The sequence below is a fragment of the Halococcus dombrowskii genome (assembly GCF_022870485.1).
Lineage (GTDB): Archaea > Halobacteriota > Halobacteria > Halobacteriales > Halococcaceae > Halococcus > Halococcus morrhuae.
This window is the reverse complement of record NZ_CP095005.1, coordinates 2,696,296-2,713,980: the sequence shown is the minus strand read 5'-3', so window position 1 is coordinate 2,713,980 and position 17,685 is coordinate 2,696,296. Positions and strand designations below refer to the sequence as shown.

The window sequence follows — 17,685 nt, the reverse complement described above, 5'->3', positions numbered from 1 at the left end:
GTGGTGGATTCGAAACGTCGGGCATGGCTGTTCAGAGCGGCCCAGTATCTCCTTGGGGCGCTCACGCTCGCATGGGTGCTCGGGCAGGTCGAATGGGAGCGTACGGTATCGCTGTTCGCTTCCGTCTCCATCGAAACGACCGTGGCGCTCATCGCCGTGAGCGGAGTTGGACTTCTCGTTGCGCTTGCCATGTGGCACGTGCTGCTCGACAGGATCGAGGACACGCGCTTTCGGGCCGCCATCGACACCGGTCTCATCGTCCTCTTCGTCAACCATCTCCTGCCATCACGGCTGTCGGGACGGGCCGTCGCACCGTTCGTCGTCCACCATCGGACCGGCATGGCGTATTCGGGTGCTGTCGGGGTTTCGGGCGTTCACACCGGCCTGTATGCGCTTCTGTATGGTTTCGTTGCATTCCTCGGTCTCGTCCTCAGTGTGGGGCAACTGCCGCTGGGACTTGCGCTCGTTCTCGTGCTCTCGACCGCACTGTATGCCGCTGCCGGAACGGTTGTGTTGCTCACCGGTATCAATCTCAGCGCCGTCGAGCGCATCGCCGGCGGGATCGAGATCATCGCTCGCCGGGTTCCGATCGTGGGCGATCGGCTCGCAGCACTTGCCAAAAAACTCCCCGAGTTCTCGGCGGCATCCGCGGATACCTTCCGCACGCTGCTGCGCGACCCCGTTGCGATCGTCTCCTACACGGCCGGGTTCGTGGTTGCACAGTTGATCGTCCCCGGCCTGCGAGTCTGGCTGATCTTCGAGAGTCTCGGCGTCAGTCTGGAGCCAGCACTCTTCCTGCCGCTCTATCTCGTCATGGCATACAGCGTCACGCTGTTACCACTCACGCCGGGCGGCGTCGGGGTCACCGAGGCGACGGCGACGGCGGTGTTTATCGCCCTCGGCGTGCCGAGTACGGCGATCGTCACGGCGATTTTCGTCGATCGACTGCTCGGCTCCTATCTCCCGGCGCTCGTCGGCTGGTATCCCTCCCTCAAGATGGATCTCTCGAAACTCGTCGAGTCACCGAGTCAGGAGTGAAACGAGAACCTATATCCTCGTTGCAGTATCATGGCTGGCATGACACGGACGTTCGTCGTCGGTCTCGACGGTGCGGGCTGGCGATTGCTCGAACCGTGGATCGAGGCCGGTGAGCTCCCGAACCTCGCTTCGCTTCGGTCCGGCGGCGTGTGGGCCGAGAGCCGGAGCTGCCTCCCGCCCGTGACGTTCCCGAACTGGAAGTGTTACTCTTCCGGTAAGGATCCCGGCGGCTTCGGCGTGTTCTGGTTCGAAAACGTCGATCTCGCGAACGAACGCATCGAAACGACCGACAGCCGGGATTTCCACACTGCGGAGCTGTGGGACTATCTCAACGACGCCGGCCGTTCGACGGGCGTCGTCAATATGCCAACGATGTATCCGCCGCGTGAACTCGACGGTGTCGTCGTCTCCGGCGGACCGAGCACCGTCGAGGGGGAGTATCGCTCGATCAGCTCGGGCTACACGTACCCCGAGGGACTCGATCAGCAGCTCACCGAGGAGTTCGATTACCGAGTCCATCCCGAACCGCTCCTCTCCTCGAACGAGGAACGTGGTGCGGAAGTCGACGCCATCCTCTCGGTGCTCGAAAGTCGCTTCGAAGTCGCACTGCGGCTGTTCGAGGAGCAGGAGCTCGATTTCATGCACGTGACGCTGTTTTATCTCAACGTCCTGCATCACTTCTTCTGGGACGACGAGCCAACGCTACGGGCGTGGAAACTCGTCGACGAGTGGCTTGGACGACTGAACGATCTCGACGACACCAATCTCGTCGTTCTCTCGGATCATGGGAGCGCGCCGACGACGACGGAGTTCTACATCAACGAGTGGCTTGCCGAGAACGACTACCAGTCCCGCGAACGGACCATCGAGGACGTCCTCCGTACGGTCGGTCTCGATCGGGAGAACGTTCTGCGTGTCGCAAAACGCGCTGGTGCCGTCGACGTCCTGAAACGAGCCGTTCCCGAACGGCTTCAACAGCTGGTCCCACAGCGGGCGGGTGTCAAGCGCGGACGGAAACTCGAAGCGATCGATCTCGATCGGACGAGCGCCGTCGCGAGCTCACAAGGCCCGATCTATCTCAACCCCTCGTTCGAGACCGACGCACTCCGCGACGAACTCATCGAGACTCTCCGCTCGGTCTCGGACGAGGAGGGGGAACTGTTCACTGCAGTCCATCGCGGCGAGGACGTTTACTCCGGTCCATATCTCGACCAAGCACCGGAAATCGTCGTCGATCAGCGTCCAGGCGTCCACGTCAACGATGGAGTCGGCGGTGGCTCGATCCATACCGATCCCGACCGCTGGGCAGCGGAGAACACACCACACGGTATCTTCGTCGCCAATGGCCCCGATTTCGACACTCGCGGTGAGATCGATCGGATCAGTATCCTCGATATCGCACCGACGCTACTGGTCACGAACGGAACTGACGTTCCAGGGGACATGAACGGTGACGTGCTGCCGATCTTCACTGAGAACCCCTCGTGGGAATCACGCGATCCGATACAGCTGGATCGAAACGACACGAAGCAACACTCCGAACAGGTCTCGGACCGACTCAAGCAGCTTGGATATATGGAGTAGTCTCACCGATGATCGGTTGAAGCGTACGAGTTTCAGGCGGACGATCATCGCCGACCTTCGGACGGATGTCCCTTGCTTCTCCCGCTATCGGAGGACTGACCGAACAGGACCCGAGAGAGCCGGTCAACGAAACACATCGGTCGTTTCGGCGATGACACGGACGATCCGATTCGTCGTGCGCCGAGAGATCGTGACCGCGGCGGGCGTCTCGTGACATCCTCCCACCCTACCGCTCGCCTGACGGCTCGCGCTTGAGGGTGGGGCTTCCTGTTTCCGCGACGTGGTTTGCAGCGACCGGCTGAAAGGCGGTCGCCGTAGGGACCACAGTCTCCGCAGGCGTTGATTCGGCATCGCCCATGCCTATCTGCTCGATACCGCGCTGAAGGACGTTCCACGCGGCGTTTTCATCTCTGTCGGCGGTGAAGCCACACGCCGGACACGAGTGCTCACGGACCCACAACGGCTTATCCGTTTCCGCACCACATCGGGCGCACTCTTTGGTGGTTCCGTGAGGCCGGACCTCCGCGAAGTGCGTGCCTTCGCGTTCGCACTTGTACGCGAGCATCCGGCGGAACGTTCCCCACGCTGCCGACGCCCGGTTCCGACTGTTGCCGCCGAGTTCCATCAGTCCCTTCGCGTCGAGGTCTTCGACCGCCACGAGGTCGTATTCCTCCGCGTAGTAGTTCGACAACTTGTGGAGGAAGTCCCGACGCTTTCGCTTGAGGTCGGCGTGACGGCGGGCGACCTTCCGGCGCTGTTTCTCCCAGTTCGCGGAGCCGTGTTCTTTCCGTGAGAGGACGCGCTGTTCGTGTTCCAGTCGCTCGCGTTCGTGCGAAAGATCAAGCGACCCGACCGCCGTACCGTCCGTGTCGTGGGCGAACTTCAGGATGCCCATGTCGATACCGACGATGTTCTCGGGTTTCTCTGGTTTTGCGGGTGGTTCGTTGGGTGTTTCGACCGACAGAACGGCGTACCACTTCCCAGTGGGTTCGCGTTTGACCGTGACGGTTTTCACGGTTGTGTCGGTCGGGAGGTCGCGGTGTGCGACCACGGGGATGCTGCCAATCTTCGAGAGGTACAGTTCGTCGCGGTCGCTCTTTTTGTCGAGCTTGAAACCGGACTGGCTGTACGTGAACGAGTGGTAGTATCCCGCACCCTTCCACCGAAGGTGGCCGACGCGGTGGCCGTTCTCTTTGAGGCCTTTCAGCGTTGAGAGGTTGTCGTACAGACGTTGGACGACCTTCTGAAGCACTTTGGAGTGGACCGATTTGAGGTCGGTCCACCATTCTTTGAGCTTCGGCAGGCGCTTTTGCTCTTTGTACGACGACGTGCTCTCGACCCGATTCAGTCGGTGGAGAAAGTGGTTGTAGACCTGTCGGCAGGTGTCCAGCGTCCACGCTAACTGCTCGCGTTGGTTGGACGTGGGATTGAGCCGGAACCTGTAGTTGAGCATCTGTATGGTCTACTCGTCAGAATCGGTGTCGAGTTCGGAGGTGCGGACGACCTTGACGGTCGCTCCTATCCACGACTTCGGGAGGTAGACGTGAGCGCCGTTGCCGGTGGGCTTCACGGTTTTCTCCACGACTTCGTGACCTTCTATCTCGTGCCGGTCCATCGCCTGTATCTACGTAGTAGATACAAATAAGACTATCGCTCGTGGTCCGGCCAGCCGACGCGCCGAAACCACGGACGGTCAGATGATGACGGCGTTGACGAGACGCGAAGCGTCTCGTTCGCGCACAAGAGCGAAGCTCTTGTCAACGCTGTATCCCCTCCCTACTCGCAGGCCTCTCCGCACCGCCCGGCGTGCTCCTTGAGGGTGGGGCCTTAGCGCCTGAATTTAGGTAAGCAACCGCGCACAAAGCAGACTCCATGTCCAGATCCGTTCTGGGGTACCGGTACGAAACTGCCAGAGACCGGCCGTTCGAAGCTGCAGAGTGACGAACTGCCGGCCCGAAAAGAACGTATCGTTGATCATCGGCAGATGCTGGGCCGAGGCCGATTCTGGCCTCCGAGTCCGAAACGGATCGGTTCGATCGAAGCAGTACCGTCTTATAGAGTGTAATCGTATCATGAGAAGAACGCTCTGAAGGCCCTTGATACGCACAACAGATAGGTCACACAGCTCTCGTGGACGGACGGTGAATCGTGGATGGGTACGATGAGCTCCGTCGATCCGCGCTGTCCGGAATGTGGCGAGCCCATCGGTATGACGTCGGCGTTCTGTATGTACTGTTCAGCCGATCTGACCGAGTACTCCGAGGACACGATCCTCGGTACTGACGAGCAGCGAGACGACACGCAGCGATCGTCACCGCCGCACGCATCGACACCGATCGAGAACACCACCACGGGTAAGCAACCACTACTCGATCCCGACGGCGTAGGGAGCACGTTCCTGACCGCCGTAGTGGGCCTCGTCGGTGGGTTCGTTGTAGGCGTCCTGCTGTTGCTCTTCGTCACCGGGATGCTGTCGGCTACTCTCGGCATTGCCACCGGCTTCCTCGTGTGGCTCGGCACGACGATCTACTTTGCCCGACGGCGGACCGTCCAGGAGGCCGTCTCGAAAGCCGCCTATGGGATCGCGCTTGCCCTCCTGCTGTATGCGCTGATCCCGTTCAGTTCGACGTGGGAAGCGAACAGTCTGAGCACTCGTCTGACCGACTTCGTCGGTTTGCTCGTCATCCTGGCCATCCCCGTCGCCATCGTCGCTGGTGTTGGACGCCTCGCCGGCCGATACGTGCCGGCAGACGACTCCCAATCGTAGCGACCACACTATACACACGACCTGTCCACCGACGATTGCCGGCAGGATTCCTGCGAACCAGCGGCAGTTCGTCGGCCACCGTTGCATTCCCTTTCGAGAGCACCAAGAACCGATCTGATGAGGGCGAGACTCGCGAAAACCATACCATGTGTGTGGTACACATACACAAGACTTATTGCAAACCCTTCTGACTGCTTACTAGTGACGCAATTCACTGCATCCCGTCACGAGGTGGGGAGGGCACAGGCTTCCGATCCATCGCCCGCCGTGGATACGACACGGCGTCGGTTCCTCGCAGCGGGGGCAGCGGGGATCGCCGGACTCGGCACGCTCGGCAGCGCACGTGCGGCCCCCGACAGGCACACGCTCACCATCGACGGCTTCGGTCCACCGACCTCCTACTCGTTCACCGTGGGTGGCGATCTGGAGAAGAGCACGGCCGAGGGCGCAACGATCGATCGCAGCGACCGGATCGTCGATCGGAGCGCCCACGGAGCGGTCGGCGATGGGAAAGACGCCTACACGTTCACCGGGGAGCTCTCCTCGTTCGATTTCGATGGCTCCGGCGAGATCAACGTCCTGCTCGATGGCGAGCCAGCACACGTTGGGAACCGCCCCGATCACACGCTCGTCATCGAGGGGTTCGGCACAACCACTCCCTACTCGTTCGTCATCGGGAAGGGGACCGCTAGCCAGAGTGACGCCTGCGATGCAAGCGTCAACGACAGCGACCAGACCACCGACTTCGGCACTGGCGGTGCGGTCCGGTCCGGAACGGACGCGTACGTCTACGACGGCTTCCTCCAGTCGTTCGACTTCGATCGAGCCGGCGAGATCAACGTCACCATCGATGGGGAGGCCGCCCACGTCGGCCGGCGACCCGATCGAACGCTGACGATCGCCGGCGATGGCGAGTACACCCCCTACGAGTTCTCGGTCAGCGGTTCGATCCGGGGAATAATCGAAATCGACGAGGAACAGGCCATCGTCGACAGCCCCATTGTCTCCGGTGCCGTGAGCGGCGACGGACGCGACACGTACACCTACGACGGCGACCTGACCGAGCTCACGTACCCCGACGACTGCTCGCCCGTGATACACAGCAATGACGAGGTCGTCACCAGCACCGACTACTGAGAACGATACCGATCGTCCTCGACTGCCCGAATGCTACGTTCGTACTCTTTTCTGTGGTTTCCAGGTGAATCGGTTGGATGGCTGCGACCACCGTTCAGTCCGTCGCGGGGTCGGCTCGTTCGGTACTCGCATTACTCTCACTCTCCCCGCGTGGCAGCTTGAAGACGACCACGAGCGCGACGAGCCCGATGACCGCCGAAACGACGAACGCCGACGAGAGCCCGCTCGCCAGCGCAGCGGCCGCCCCCGCCGGCGGCGTGTTCGTCTCGAAGAGCACGCGTTGGAGATCGCCGAGCGTCGACACGCCGGGGACGGCCGCGAGCTGTCCGCGTGCGAGCGTCGTGATCACGAACCCGAGCACGGACACGCCCATCGCGCCGCCGAGTTGGCGGAAGAACTGCTGGGAGGAGGTCGCGAGCCCCATCTGCTCGGCTCCGAGATGGTTCTGGATCACGGTGAGCAACGGCGGCGTCACCGTCCCCATGCCGACGCCCATGACGAACGCGACGGCGACGATCACGACGAGCGACGTTGCGGGCGTCCAGAACGCGCCTGCGGCGAAACTCACCGCGATACAGGCCGTGCCGACGATCGAGAGCCGACGCTCGCCGATGCGTTCGGTCATACGGCCCGCGAGTACGCTCATGCCCGACCAGCCGATCGAAATCGGCACGACCGCGATCGCCGAGCTGTTCGCACCGCCGTGAACACTCTGGACGAACAGCGGGATATACGTCAGCCCGGCGAAGACGACGAAGCTCGTGAGGAAGCCGGCCGTGATGGTGGCGAGGAAGGTCCGATCGCCGAACAGCGCCAGCGGAATGATCGGTTCGCTGGCCCGTCGTTCGGCGAAATAGAAGCCCCCAAGCGAGGCGAGGCCGATTACGACGGCGATGCCGGCGGCGAGCGGCCGGGTCGTGAGCAGTTCGAGGCCGATCAGGATCGTGCCGACGCCCACCGCGATGGCGAGTGCCCCTGCGTAGTCGATATCGCCCGTGGCCGTACCCGTCGATTCCTCAAGCGTCGTCGCGATGAACGCGACGGCGATGATTCCGACGGGGACGTTCACGTAGAAGACCCATCGCCAGCCGAGCGTCGAGACGATCGCGTAGCCGAGCGGCGGGCCGAGCACGCTCGCAACGCCCCAGACCGAACCGCCGAGCCCGATGGCCCAGCCACGGCGCTCGGGCGGGTAGATCACGCCGAGGATCGTGTAGGGCAGCGCGAGCATCGCCCCGCCGCCGATGCCCTGGATCGCACGGAAGGCGACGAGTTCGGCCATGCTGCCGGCCGCCCCCGAGAGCACGCTGCCGGCGACGAAGGCGGCGATGCCGACGTAGAAGAGTTTCTTCCGGCCGTAGGCGTCGGCCAGCCGGCCGAACAGCGGCATCGTCACCGCAGTGAACAGCATATACGAAGTGAATACCCACGGGTAGAGTTCGAGGCCGCCGAGCGCGGCAACGACCGTCGGCATCGCGGTCGTCACGACGGTGCCGTCGATCGCGGCGAGGAAGATCCCGACCAGCACGCCGATGGTCACGAACCGCCGTTCTCGCTCCTCCACGGACTAGGCCTCCCGGGAACTGTGAGGTCCGTCCGATCGAACGCTGCGTGTTCCGTGCATGGGGATGCTACTCGATTTGAGCCCTTAAACTCGGGCCCAGCTTCTATCTCTCCGTTGACAACGACGCCGGCCCTTGAGCAGAGGGGTGGTGGATTTTAGCCGTCGGCGGTCAGACAGCGGATATGGAGTTCACCGTGATGCGGGGCGATATCGCCGCCCAGGAGGCCGATGCGCTCGTGAACGCCGCCGGCACGAGTCTGGAGATGGGATCGGGCGTTGCGGGCGCGCTCAGACGCGGTGCGGGCGAGGAGATCAACGAGGAGGCCGTCTCACAGGGGCCGATCGACCTCGGGACTGTGGCCGTCACCGACGCCTACGACCTCGACGCCGAGTGGGTGCTCCACGCCGCCGCGATGCCACATTACGGGGACGGACAAGCCACCGCCGAGAGCATTCGTACGGCGACGCGAAACAGCCTCGCACGTGCCGACGATCTGGGCTGTGAGTCGCTCGTGCTGCCGGCACTGGGCTGTGGCGTCGCCGGATTCGATCTCGGGGAAGGTGCACGACTCATCTGTGAGGAGCTCGCAGCGTACGATCCGGTATCACTGAGCGATGTGCGACTCATCGGCTACAGCGACAGCGAGGTCGAAACCATCCGCGAAGTGGCGACCGATGTTCGAGACGATGAATAAATGCAGAAGTTGTACAGTTCGACACGGATCTGACCGTCGCTGATGTGGGCATCGCTCGCTTCGTAGCGTCGCTGGCGAAAAAATCGCGTCACGGCACGACTATCATGGACGATCGTCTCCGGTAGATTAATGCCGGCGGAGCCGACTCAATAGTGTATGGCAAAAAATGACTCTAGTGGGGACCTGAAGGGAGACACGACGGGCTCCTCCCGACGGACGTTCCTGCGAACGGCCGGTGCGCTCGGCGTCGTCGGCGCGACCGGGCTCGCGGGCTGTGCCGGTGGCGGCGGTGACAACGGCTCCGGCGGCAACGGGACGAGCGGCGGGAGCGGTGGTGGTAACGGTTCCGGGGGCAACGGCTCCGGCGGTGGTGGTGGCGGCTCCAACAACCTCGTCTGGGACGCCGGCGGCACCGGCGGGACCTACTACCCGCTCTCGAACGAGATCAAACAGGTCGTCCAGTCGAACACCGACTTCAGCCTGCAGGTACGTTCGACGGGTGCCTCCGTCGAGAACGTCGGCAGCCTCGCCGACGGGTCGGCCGACTTCGCGCTGATCCAAAACGACATCGCCTCGTTCGCGAAAAACGGCACGGGTATCGACGCCTTTCAGGACAACGCGATCAAGAACCTGCGCGGCGTCGCCACGCTCTACCCGGAGACGATCACCGTCGTCACGCCCGGCAGCAGCGATGTCGAAAAGATCGCCGACTTGAGCGGCAAGACGATCAACACCGGTGATCTCGGCAGCGGGACGCAGGTCGACGCGAAGACGATCCTCGAAGCAGTTGGTGTGTCCGATTTCACCGAGCAGAACACCGACTTCTCGCAGGCCGCCGAACAGATCCAGAACGGCGACATCGACGCCTCGTTCGTCGTCGGCGGCTGGCCGGTCGGCGCGATCTCGGAGCTCGCCGAGACGAGTTCGATCGGCATCGTCGCCATCGACGGCGACGAGCGCAAGCAGGTCAAACAGGCTGCGGACTTCTTCGCCAACGACGAGATCCCCGGCGGCACCTACCAGGGCGTCAGCGACGCCAAACCCACCGTCGCCGTTCAGGCGATGATCGCCACGACGACGCAGGTGCCCGAGGAGACGGTCCAGAACGTGACGGCCGCGATCTTCGACAACGTCTCCGATCTCACGATCAAGACGGACTCCATCAGCGCCGACTCCGCTCAGGACGGGATGTCGATCGATCTCCACCCCGGTGCGGCGGCGTACTTCGACTCGGCGGGCGGTGGCTCCGGCACCGCGAGCGGTGGGACGACGATGGGTGGCGGCACGACGATGGATGGCGGTACCGACGACGGGATGGGAACCGAGGCCGGAACCGCGATGGGCAACGACACCACCTCGTCCTAACGCGGTGGCCGACCACGCGTTTCGAACCGTCTGTCGAACACCGACGACCGAACAGCATTACCGATGACCGACCGACAGCGACGGACCGTTCGTCTGTTACTCGTGGTGGCAGCCATCGGGCTGGCGGTCACCGCCGTCGCCGCGGCGACGCCGGCCGGCCGCGCACTCGTCGTCGAGGACGCAAACAGCGGCGAGAAACTGCTCGCCACACCCGTCTCGAACGGGACGCCGGTCATCCTCAGCTACAATCACAGCGTCGAGAAGACGCCCGTCCACGATATCTACGTGGTGGACAACGACTCGCTCGTGATGACGGGCATGGAGTTCCAGTCCTATGGCTGGGGGCTGCCGGCGCGTGCGAACGTCACCCGCGAGAACGGTTCGTTCACCTTCGATCCACAGGGACGCTACGAGGAACTGTACGTGAAGCCGGGCCGGACCGCCGACCATCGGCTTCGGGTGGGCAACAACAGCTATGATCTCGTTGCCCGATCCGATGCCGAGGGCGTCCGCCTCCACCTCACTGAACGATCGGTCCTGCAGAACACACTCGACACTCTTGATTCATGAGCACTGATACAGCAACCGACGAGACAGGCGTCACAGGTGACGCTGCCGAAGACGCCGACGAACTGATCGACGAACTCGAACGGCGGCGTTCGCTGCGCGGGCTGGCGGGGATGGCCGTCATCGTCATCGCGGTCGCGTTCTCGGCGTTCCAGCTCTGGCTCGCCGCCCGCGGGTTCACGTTCTCGTTCTCGCTCCCACTGCTCGGCGAGATCACCCTCGGCTCGCTCCAGTCGCTGCAGGTCAACAGCATCCACGTCACGTTCGGGCTGTTGCTCACCTTCCTGCTCTTTCCGGCGACGCAGGGCGATGGCTTTCTCTCGCGGCGACTGGCACGGATCGTCCCGGCGCTCGAAACCTGGCTGGGCGAGACGAACCCGGTTACCCGCGGTGCGCGCGGCGTTCGTGGCGTGATTCGCTGGCTTCTGCTCGATCCCGAGCGCGAACGCGTCACGCCCGTCGATATTCTCTTGATGATCGTTTCGATCCTCAGCACGCTCTACATCCTGCTCGATTTCGACGAGGTCCAGCTGCTCCGCTCGCTCGGGCTCGATTCCGGGCAGACGATCGCCGAACTGGTGCCGGTGCTGTCGGCACCCGTCGACGCGCTCTCCGCGATCGGAATCCCGCTCGACGAGACCTCGGCCGCGTTCGTCCTCGGGGCGCTCGGCGTGTTGCTCGTGCTCGAAGCGACCCGGCGGACGCTCGGCTTCTACCTCATGTCGATCGTCACCCTGTTCATCGTCTACGCGCGCTTTGGTTACCTGATCCCGGGTGACGCACCGATCGTCGGCGTGCTCGGACAGATCCCGCCGAGTCCGTGGTCGACCGTCATCCAGAACCTCTGGTACAACACCGCCAACGGCGTCTTCGGCGTCCCGGTTCGGGTGAGCGTGCAGTTCATCTACATCTTCATCCTCTTCGGGGCCTTCCTCGAAATGAGCGGCGCGGGCAAGTGGTTCATCGACCTCGCTTACTCGGTCACGGGGCGACGCAAGGGCGGGCCGGCGAAGGCATCGATCCTCGCCTCGGGGTTCATGGGGATGATCTCTGGCTCCTCGATCGCGAACACCGTCACCACCGGCGCGTTCACGATCCCGCTGATGAAGAAGACGGGCTATCGCGCCGAGTTCTCCGGTGCGGTCGAAGCCTCCGCGTCCTCGGGCGGGCAGATCCTCCCACCCGTGATGGGTGCGGCGGCGTTCCTCATCGTCGAATACACCCAGACACCGTTCGCGAACGTCATCGTCGCGGCGGCGATCCCCGCGATCGTCTTCTTCTTCGGCGTCTGGGTGATGGTCCATCTCGAAGCCTCGCGAGCGGGGATCGGCGGCGTCGACGCGTCCGATCTCGTCGGGCTGCGTTCGCATCTGCGACAGGGCTGGTTCTATCTCGTACCGCTCGTCCTCCTGCTGTACTACCTCCTCGTCGCACGGCTGACGGTCGCACGCTCGGCATGGTATACGATTCTGGCGATCACCGCGCTCATCGCGCTCGTCGCGGCCTACAACGAGCGTACGCGCTGGCCGCTGGTCGGCGTCATCGGCGGGCTCGCGATCGCGGAGTTCCTCGCTCATCTCGTTGCCGGTGTCGGTGTCATCGCCGCGCTCACCGGCGCGGGTGGTGCGGGGATGGCTCCCGGCGCGGCCGCGGCGGCCGTCGCTGGCAAGATGGGCTGGCTCGTCATCGCCGTGAGTTTCCTCACGCTGCTCGCGCGCTCACACGGCGACGCGCCGCTGATCGACTACGACGACCAGGTCGACGACGCCATCGACACCGTGACGAGCGCGGTTGGACGCCCGCAGTTCGGCACCAACCGGGCGGTCGGGTTCCTCACGTTCCTCGAAAAGGCGATGGAAGCCGGTGCGCGCACCGCCACGCCCGTGGTGATCGCGGTCGCCGCCGCCGGCATCATCCCCGGCGTCATCAGTACCACGGGGCTGGGGCCGAACCTGACGACGCTGATCCTCAGCGTTGCGGGCGACTCGCTCGTCCTCCTGTTGGTGATCACCGCGATCTCCTCGATCATCCTCGGGATGGGGATGCCGACGACCGTCACCTACATCATCCTCGTCTCGCTGCTCGGCCCGGCCATCTCCAATTTCGAGGTGCCGCTGCTGGCCGCCCACCTGTTCATCCTCTATTTCGGCGTGATCGCCGATATCACGCCACCGGTGGCGGTCGCGGCGTATGCGGCCTCCGGCGTGGCGAAGTCCGACCCGTTCCAGACGGGCATCGAGGCGTTCTCGCTGTCGCTCAACAAGGCGATCGTGCCGTTCGCGTTCGTGCTGGTTCCGGGCGTCGTGTTGCTACGGCGGATCCCGGGCGTGCCGGCCGACGCCGATCAGGTCTACCGCGTCATCGGGGTCAGTGACGTCCTCGACGTCGGCTACTTCGTGCCCGAGGTGCTGATCCCGATCGTGGGCGTGTTCCTCGGCGTGGTCGCGCTCGGGGCGACGGTCATCGGCTTCCTCTACAGCGAGGTGTCGTGGGCCGAACGGGCCGCGTTCGCGCTCACGGCGCTCCTGTTGATGGCACCCGGACTGCTGTTCAACAGCGCCGAGAGCATTCTCGCGGCGCTCGGCATGGCCGTCTCGTTCGACGCACTCACCTTCGACCTCGCGTTGCGCGCCATCGGCGGCGTGCTGTTCGCCGCGCTCGCGCTCACCAATCGCCGTCAGATGGAGCCGGAGGCCGAGCGCGCGGAGCAGGGCGACGACACGGCGGCCGAGGCCTAGTCGACCGCGAACGGACTCTCGTTCCGTTTCCACTCCCAACCGGGGAGTCGCGTCTGAAACCCCGCTGCAAGCGCCGCGAGCGCGTCGTCGGCACCCGCCGGCCCCTCGATGTGAGTGTGGATATCCGCGTAGTGGAAGGTCGCCTCGGCGAGCAGTCTGAGCGGTTGCTGACCGGCGATCGTGCCGGCGAGTTCGCGGCCGAGCAATTCGTCGACGACGAACCCCGGATAGTCGCCCCCGACGTCGAGATCCTCGAGGAGCGCGAGCAGCGCGGCGACGTTGACCGCGCGATCGCCATCGGCGAAGACGGTGTCCACTTCGTCGCGGTAGGTCTCGACGGTGACGCTCGCGACGTCGGTGTCGAAGGCGTCACCGAGATCGGCGCGCACGTCGTTGATGAGTGCGACGACCGTTGGGGCGCGGTCGGCGGTGCGCTCGTGGGCGGCGGCCACGGTGTCGGCGGTGACTCGCATGTGTGGGCAAAGGGGCGAGGGGATGTCACGGTTTTGCGAAAGGTTTTATAATCGTCGTCCTATACCTCCGAGTACACGCGGGTTTTCCGGACTCTCAGCATCGAACGCGGAGTCCGAACCCGAACCCGCCCGCTGGGTCGAAGACCTCCAGAGCGTACCGCATAGGCTACGCGTCGTGTTCGCGACGGCGAGCGACGAGATCCGATCGCCGGTGGCGATCGGGGGTGACCCGGACGGGTGAAATCTCATGGACTGAGTTCCAGTATGAGCACGGTAGACAAGCAACTCGACGAGATAACGTCGACGATAACGGACGAACTGCCAAACGACATCTCGGTTTCGGACGTCACCTACGAAGGGCCGGAGCTGGTCATCTACACGCGTGATCCGAAGAAGTTCGCGCGCAACGGCGACCTGATCCGGACCCTCGCGGGCAAGCTCAGAAAGCGCATCACGGTGCGCCCCGAACCCGACGCACTCACGCCGCCCGAAAGCGCCCGCGAGACGGTACGGTCGGTGATCCCCGACGATGCCGACGTCTCGAACGTCGACTTCCACGAGGACACCGGCGAAGTCGTCATCGAGGCCGCGAAGCCGGGCATGGTGATCGGCCGCCACGGCTCCACCCTCCGGGAGATCACACAGGAGGTCGGCTGGACGCCAGAAGTCGTCAGAACGCCGCCGATCGAGTCCTCGACGGTCTCAAATGTCAGGAACTTCCTCAAACAGGAGCGCGAGGAGCGCCGCGATATCCTCGAACGGGTCGGCCGACAGATCCACCGCGAGGAGATGTCCGACGGCGAGTGGGTGCGCATCACGACGCTCGGCTGCTGTCGCGAAGTGGGGCGAGCGAGCTTCATCCTCTCGACACCGGAAACCAGAATTCTCATCGACTGTGGCGACAAGCCCGGCTCCGACGATGCGCCCTATCTCCAGGTGCCCGAGGCGAACCCACTCAACTCGATCGACGCCGTCGTCCTGACGCACGCCCATCTCGATCACTCGGCGCTGATCCCGCTGCTGTTCAAATACGGCTACGACGGCCCGATCTACACGACCGAGCCGACGCGTGATCTGATGGGGCTGCTCCAGCTGGACTATCTCGACGTCGCGGCCAAGGAAGGCCGGAGTCCGCCCTACGACAGCGCGATGGTGCGCGAGGCGGTCAAACACACGATCCCCATCGAGTACGGCGACGTGACCGACATCGCGCCCGACGTCAAACTGACGATGCACAACGCGGGCCACATCCTCGGCAGCGCGGTCTCGCACTTCCACATCGGCGAGGGCCACTACAACGTCGCCTTCTCCGGCGACATCCACTACGACGACACCCGACTGTTCAACGGTGCGGTCAACGACTTCCCGCGCGTCGAGACGCTCGTGATGGAGTCGACCTACGGCGGGCGCAACGACTACAAGACCGACCAGGCCGATTCCGAAGAACGGCTCGTCGAGATCATCAACGAGACCGCCGATCGTGGTGGCAAGGTCCTGGTCCCCTCCTTCGCGGTCGGGCGCTCACAGGAGATCATGCTCGTGCTCGAAGAGGCGATGCGCAACGGGAAGATCCCGGAGATGCCGGTCCATCTCGACGGGATGATCTGGGAAGCGACGGCGATCCACTCGACCTATCCCGAATATCTCCGTGACGACCTCCGCGATCGCATCTTCCACGACGACGAGAACCCCTTCCTCGCGCCGCAGTTCAACCACATCGACGAGGGTGAGGACGAACGCGAGGAGGTCGCCGCCGGCGATCCCGCGATCATCCTCTCGACGTCAGGGATGGTCACCGGTGGCCCGATCATGTCCTGGCTCGAACATTTGGGAGCCGATCCCGACAGCACGATGACCTTCGTCGGCTATCAGGCTCAGGGCACGCTCGGCCGCCGCATTCAGAACGGTTGGGACGAGATCCCGATGAACGGTGGGCGCGGACGCTCGGGCACGCTGAACCTCGAACTCGAAGTCGAGACCGTCGACGGGTTCTCGGGCCACGCCGACCGGCAGGGGCTCGAAAACTTCGTGAAGACGATGAATCCGCGCCCCGAGAAGGTGCTCTGCGTCCACGGCGACGAACAGAGCGTCCAGGACTTCTCCTCGGCGCTCTATCACAACTACAACATGCGGACGTTCGCGCCGAAGAACCTCGAAACGTTCCGATTCAAGTAACGGCCATAGCGACCCCTGCACGGGGCGGTGTGCTGACTGTCCTGACTATCGTTTGGCGCGACACAGCGTTCCTTCCGGACTCGATTCCGTCGGCGAAACGATTAACACGGAGCGACAGCGTATCTTCACATGGGTGTCGAGAGTGTACACACCACACGGATCGGCTGGCAACGGCCGGCCGACCGTCTCCGACGGTGACGGGGCAAAACGTATCGGATCGTTCGAGCATCATCTCTGTGGCGCTGGCGGCTTGCTGTTGGCCATCATGCTCACGGTACTGTTCTATCCGCTGTTGGTCTCGCTCGCACTCGGACTCGAGATGCTTGCCACGACGGCGCTCGTTTCGGTAGTCGTTCTCGTCTGGTGTATCGCGTGGATCGGTCTCGAACTGCTCTGGGAGTGGCAGGCGGGGCGAGATTCCACATAACTGCTGCTCGATTCTGTTGCTCGCGTGCCACGAACGAGGCAGCGAATCGCCTTGCACGCGGGTGGACGCGTTCCGGTGGCATGCGCCGCTCGCTGCGTCACGACCGCGGATTAACATTATTATCGATCGTAGATCGATCACAAAAGCTATCCAGAGACCGATACAGTCTCTGCCATGGATACTGTTGTTGTGGGGCTTGCTCTTCTGACTGCGACGAGTTGGGGCATCTCGGATCCGCTCTCGAAGGCAGGCATGGAGCGGGGTGGAACGCCACTGTTGGCATCGATCGTCGTCGTCTCGGTGAGCGTGATCGGCTACTGGCTCTCGCTCGTCCTCAGAGGGTTCGATCTCTTCGCGCTGCCGTTCTGGGTGGTGGGTGCGTTTTTCGGGATCGGGCTCGTCTCGACCGGGCTCGCGCGCCTGCTGAACTACGTCGGCGTCGAGCGCGCCGGGGCCAGCGTCAACAGCGCGACGGTCAACACGCGTCCGCTGTGGGCGACGATCCTCGCGATCGTCTTTCTCGGCGAATCGATCACGGCCCAGGGAATAGTGGGCATTCTCTGTGTCGTGAGTGGGCTGGGACTCGTCGCGTTCTCGGGTGGCGGTGACATCACCGGCTGGAACAAACGCGATCTGCTCTTCCCGCTCGGGGCGGCGCTCACGTTCGCGTTCGGGAACGTCGCCCGCCGATTTCTGTTCACCAACACGGGCGCGACACCGCTCGATGCGGTCGCGCTCAACGAACTCGCCGGGCTCGTCGGACTGCTATCCTTTATCCTCTACTCGCAACGCGGGCAGCTGCGCTCGTTTTTCCAGGTTCCGCGGCAAGCGTACGCGTATTTCGTCGGCTGTGGCGTCTTCAGCGCACTCGCGCTGTTCGGGCTGTTCGCTGCCCTGGAACGGGGCCAGGTGACCGTCGTCGACCCGCTCTCGAGTCCGACCTCCCTGTTCGCGATCCTCGTGACGGCCCTGTTCTTCCGCCAGGTCGAATCGATCACGCGACGGCTGCTCGTCGGTGCAGTTCTGGTGATAGCGGGTGTCGTGCTCATCACCGGACCACAGTTCCTGACGCTGTGATCCGAGCGAATACGCGGCGTAGCGATCGAGTCCGATAAACGACAGTTTCATGCGACGCGATCGTGAGTCGTTCGACGA

15 protein-coding genes are annotated in these 17,685 nt (G+C 63.7%); 11 read left to right on the top strand and 4 right to left on the bottom strand.

Annotated features, from left to right (window positions below; all coding sequences use genetic code 11):
* Positions 1 to 3: 3 nt before the first annotated feature.
* Both MUK72_RS14065 and MUK72_RS14060 read left to right on the top strand, forming a co-directional pair.
* Positions 4 to 1,038, top strand: a complete 1,035-nt coding sequence (locus MUK72_RS14065) for a lysylphosphatidylglycerol synthase transmembrane domain-containing protein (protein ID WP_244702283.1) — start codon at positions 4 to 6, stop codon at positions 1,036 to 1,038.
* 39 nt (positions 1,039 to 1,077) lie between these two features.
* On the top strand, positions 1,078 to 2,622 hold the full coding sequence (locus MUK72_RS14060; RefSeq protein WP_244702281.1) for an alkaline phosphatase family protein: 1,545 nt from the start codon (positions 1,078 to 1,080) through the stop codon (positions 2,620 to 2,622).
* A gap of 226 nt (positions 2,623 to 2,848) precedes the next feature.
* Here MUK72_RS14060 and MUK72_RS14055 read toward each other — a convergent pair whose 3' ends face one another.
* Entirely contained in the window at positions 2,849 to 4,075 is a 1,227-nt protein-coding gene (locus MUK72_RS14055; RefSeq protein WP_244702279.1) for an RNA-guided endonuclease InsQ/TnpB family protein, read from the bottom strand.
* A gap of 9 nt (positions 4,076 to 4,084) precedes the next feature.
* On the bottom strand, positions 4,085 to 4,237 hold the full coding sequence (locus tag MUK72_RS14050; protein WP_004053736.1) for a DUF2080 family transposase-associated protein: 153 nt from the start codon (positions 4,235 to 4,237) through the stop codon (positions 4,085 to 4,087).
* 546 nt (positions 4,238 to 4,783) lie between these two features.
* Here MUK72_RS14050 and MUK72_RS14045 point away from each other — a divergent pair.
* Positions 4,784 to 5,389 (top strand): zinc ribbon domain-containing protein, encoded by a 606-nt coding sequence (locus MUK72_RS14045; protein WP_244702277.1) that lies wholly within the window; start codon positions 4,784 to 4,786, stop codon positions 5,387 to 5,389.
* A gap of 201 nt (positions 5,390 to 5,590) precedes the next feature.
* A complete protein-coding gene (locus MUK72_RS14040; protein WP_342346232.1) occupies positions 5,591 to 6,526 on the top strand; it encodes a pre-peptidase in 936 nt (311 codons plus the stop codon).
* 94 nt (positions 6,527 to 6,620) lie between these two features.
* Here MUK72_RS14040 and MUK72_RS14035 read toward each other — a convergent pair whose 3' ends face one another.
* Entirely contained in the window at positions 6,621 to 8,090 is a 1,470-nt protein-coding gene (locus MUK72_RS14035; protein WP_004053741.1) for an MDR family MFS transporter, read from the bottom strand.
* A gap of 182 nt (positions 8,091 to 8,272) precedes the next feature.
* Here MUK72_RS14035 and MUK72_RS14030 point away from each other — a divergent pair, with 182 nt between their 5' ends.
* From MUK72_RS14030 to MUK72_RS14015, 4 genes are all read left to right on the top strand, one after another.
* A complete protein-coding gene (locus MUK72_RS14030) occupies positions 8,273 to 8,785 on the top strand; it encodes a macro domain-containing protein (protein WP_244702275.1) in 513 nt (170 codons plus the stop codon).
* 156 nt (positions 8,786 to 8,941) lie between these two features.
* The gene (locus MUK72_RS14025) at positions 8,942 to 10,150 is read left to right on the top strand and encodes a TAXI family TRAP transporter solute-binding subunit (protein WP_244702266.1); all 1,209 of its coding nucleotides are present in this window, start codon (positions 8,942 to 8,944) and stop codon (positions 10,148 to 10,150) included.
* Positions 10,151 to 10,213: 63 nt separating this feature from the next.
* Positions 10,214 to 10,720, top strand: a complete 507-nt coding sequence (locus tag MUK72_RS14020; RefSeq protein WP_244702264.1) for a DUF1850 domain-containing protein — start codon at positions 10,214 to 10,216, stop codon at positions 10,718 to 10,720.
* Complete coding sequence (locus tag MUK72_RS14015) at positions 10,717 to 13,455, top strand: TRAP transporter permease (RefSeq protein ID WP_244702262.1); 2,739 nt, start codon at positions 10,717 to 10,719, stop codon at positions 13,453 to 13,455. Before MUK72_RS14020 ends, MUK72_RS14015 begins: the two co-directional genes overlap by 4 nt.
* On the opposite strand, the gene MUK72_RS14010 is transcribed toward MUK72_RS14015, so the two are convergent.
* Complete coding sequence (locus MUK72_RS14010; RefSeq protein WP_244702260.1) at positions 13,452 to 13,928, bottom strand: DUF7984 family protein; 477 nt, start codon at positions 13,926 to 13,928, stop codon at positions 13,452 to 13,454. The two genes, MUK72_RS14015 and MUK72_RS14010, sit on opposite strands and share 4 nt — an antisense overlap.
* Positions 13,929 to 14,192: 264 nt before the next feature.
* Between MUK72_RS14010 and MUK72_RS14005 the strand changes: the two genes are divergently transcribed.
* The 3 genes from MUK72_RS14005 (at position 14,193) to MUK72_RS13995 (ending at position 17,607) form a co-directional block, all read left to right on the top strand.
* Positions 14,193 to 16,103, top strand: coding sequence for a beta-CASP ribonuclease aCPSF1 (locus MUK72_RS14005; RefSeq protein ID WP_004053753.1), 1,911 nt, complete (start codon positions 14,193 to 14,195; stop codon positions 16,101 to 16,103).
* 133 nt (positions 16,104 to 16,236) lie between these two features.
* Entirely contained in the window at positions 16,237 to 16,530 is a 294-nt protein-coding gene (locus MUK72_RS14000; protein ID WP_244702258.1) for a hypothetical protein, read from the top strand.
* Between the two features lie 174 nt (positions 16,531 to 16,704).
* Entirely contained in the window at positions 16,705 to 17,607 is a 903-nt protein-coding gene (locus MUK72_RS13995; protein ID WP_244702255.1) for a DMT family transporter, read from the top strand.
* Positions 17,608 to 17,685 lie beyond the last annotated feature (78 nt).

What these genes read in the sequence shown, in the direction of transcription:
- MUK72_RS14030 (WP_244702275.1), top strand. Translation starts at nt 8,273, where the DNA reads ATGGAGTTCACCGTGATGCGGGGCGATATCGCCGCCCAGGAGGCCGAT.
- MUK72_RS13995 (WP_244702255.1), top strand. Translation starts at nt 16,705, where the DNA reads ATGGATACTGTTGTTGTGGGGCTTGCTCTTCTGACTGCGACGAGTTGG.
- MUK72_RS14010 (WP_244702260.1), bottom strand. Translation starts at nt 13,928, where the DNA reads ATGCGAGTCACCGCCGACACCGTGGCCGCCGCCCACGAGCGCACCGCC.
- MUK72_RS14015 (WP_244702262.1), top strand. Translation starts at nt 10,717, where the DNA reads ATGAGCACTGATACAGCAACCGACGAGACAGGCGTCACAGGTGACGCT.
- MUK72_RS14050 (WP_004053736.1), bottom strand. Translation starts at nt 4,237, where the DNA reads ATGGACCGGCACGAGATAGAAGGTCACGAAGTCGTGGAGAAAACCGTG.
- MUK72_RS14005 (WP_004053753.1), top strand. Translation starts at nt 14,193, where the DNA reads ATGAGCACGGTAGACAAGCAACTCGACGAGATAACGTCGACGATAACG.
- MUK72_RS14055 (WP_244702279.1), bottom strand. Translation starts at nt 4,075, where the DNA reads ATGCTCAACTACAGGTTCCGGCTCAATCCCACGTCCAACCAACGCGAG.
- MUK72_RS14060 (WP_244702281.1), top strand. Translation starts at nt 1,078, where the DNA reads ATGACACGGACGTTCGTCGTCGGTCTCGACGGTGCGGGCTGGCGATTG.
- MUK72_RS14045 (WP_244702277.1), top strand. Translation starts at nt 4,784, where the DNA reads ATGAGCTCCGTCGATCCGCGCTGTCCGGAATGTGGCGAGCCCATCGGT.
- MUK72_RS14020 (WP_244702264.1), top strand. Translation starts at nt 10,214, where the DNA reads ATGACCGACCGACAGCGACGGACCGTTCGTCTGTTACTCGTGGTGGCA.
- MUK72_RS14025 (WP_244702266.1), top strand. Translation starts at nt 8,942, where the DNA reads ATGGCAAAAAATGACTCTAGTGGGGACCTGAAGGGAGACACGACGGGC.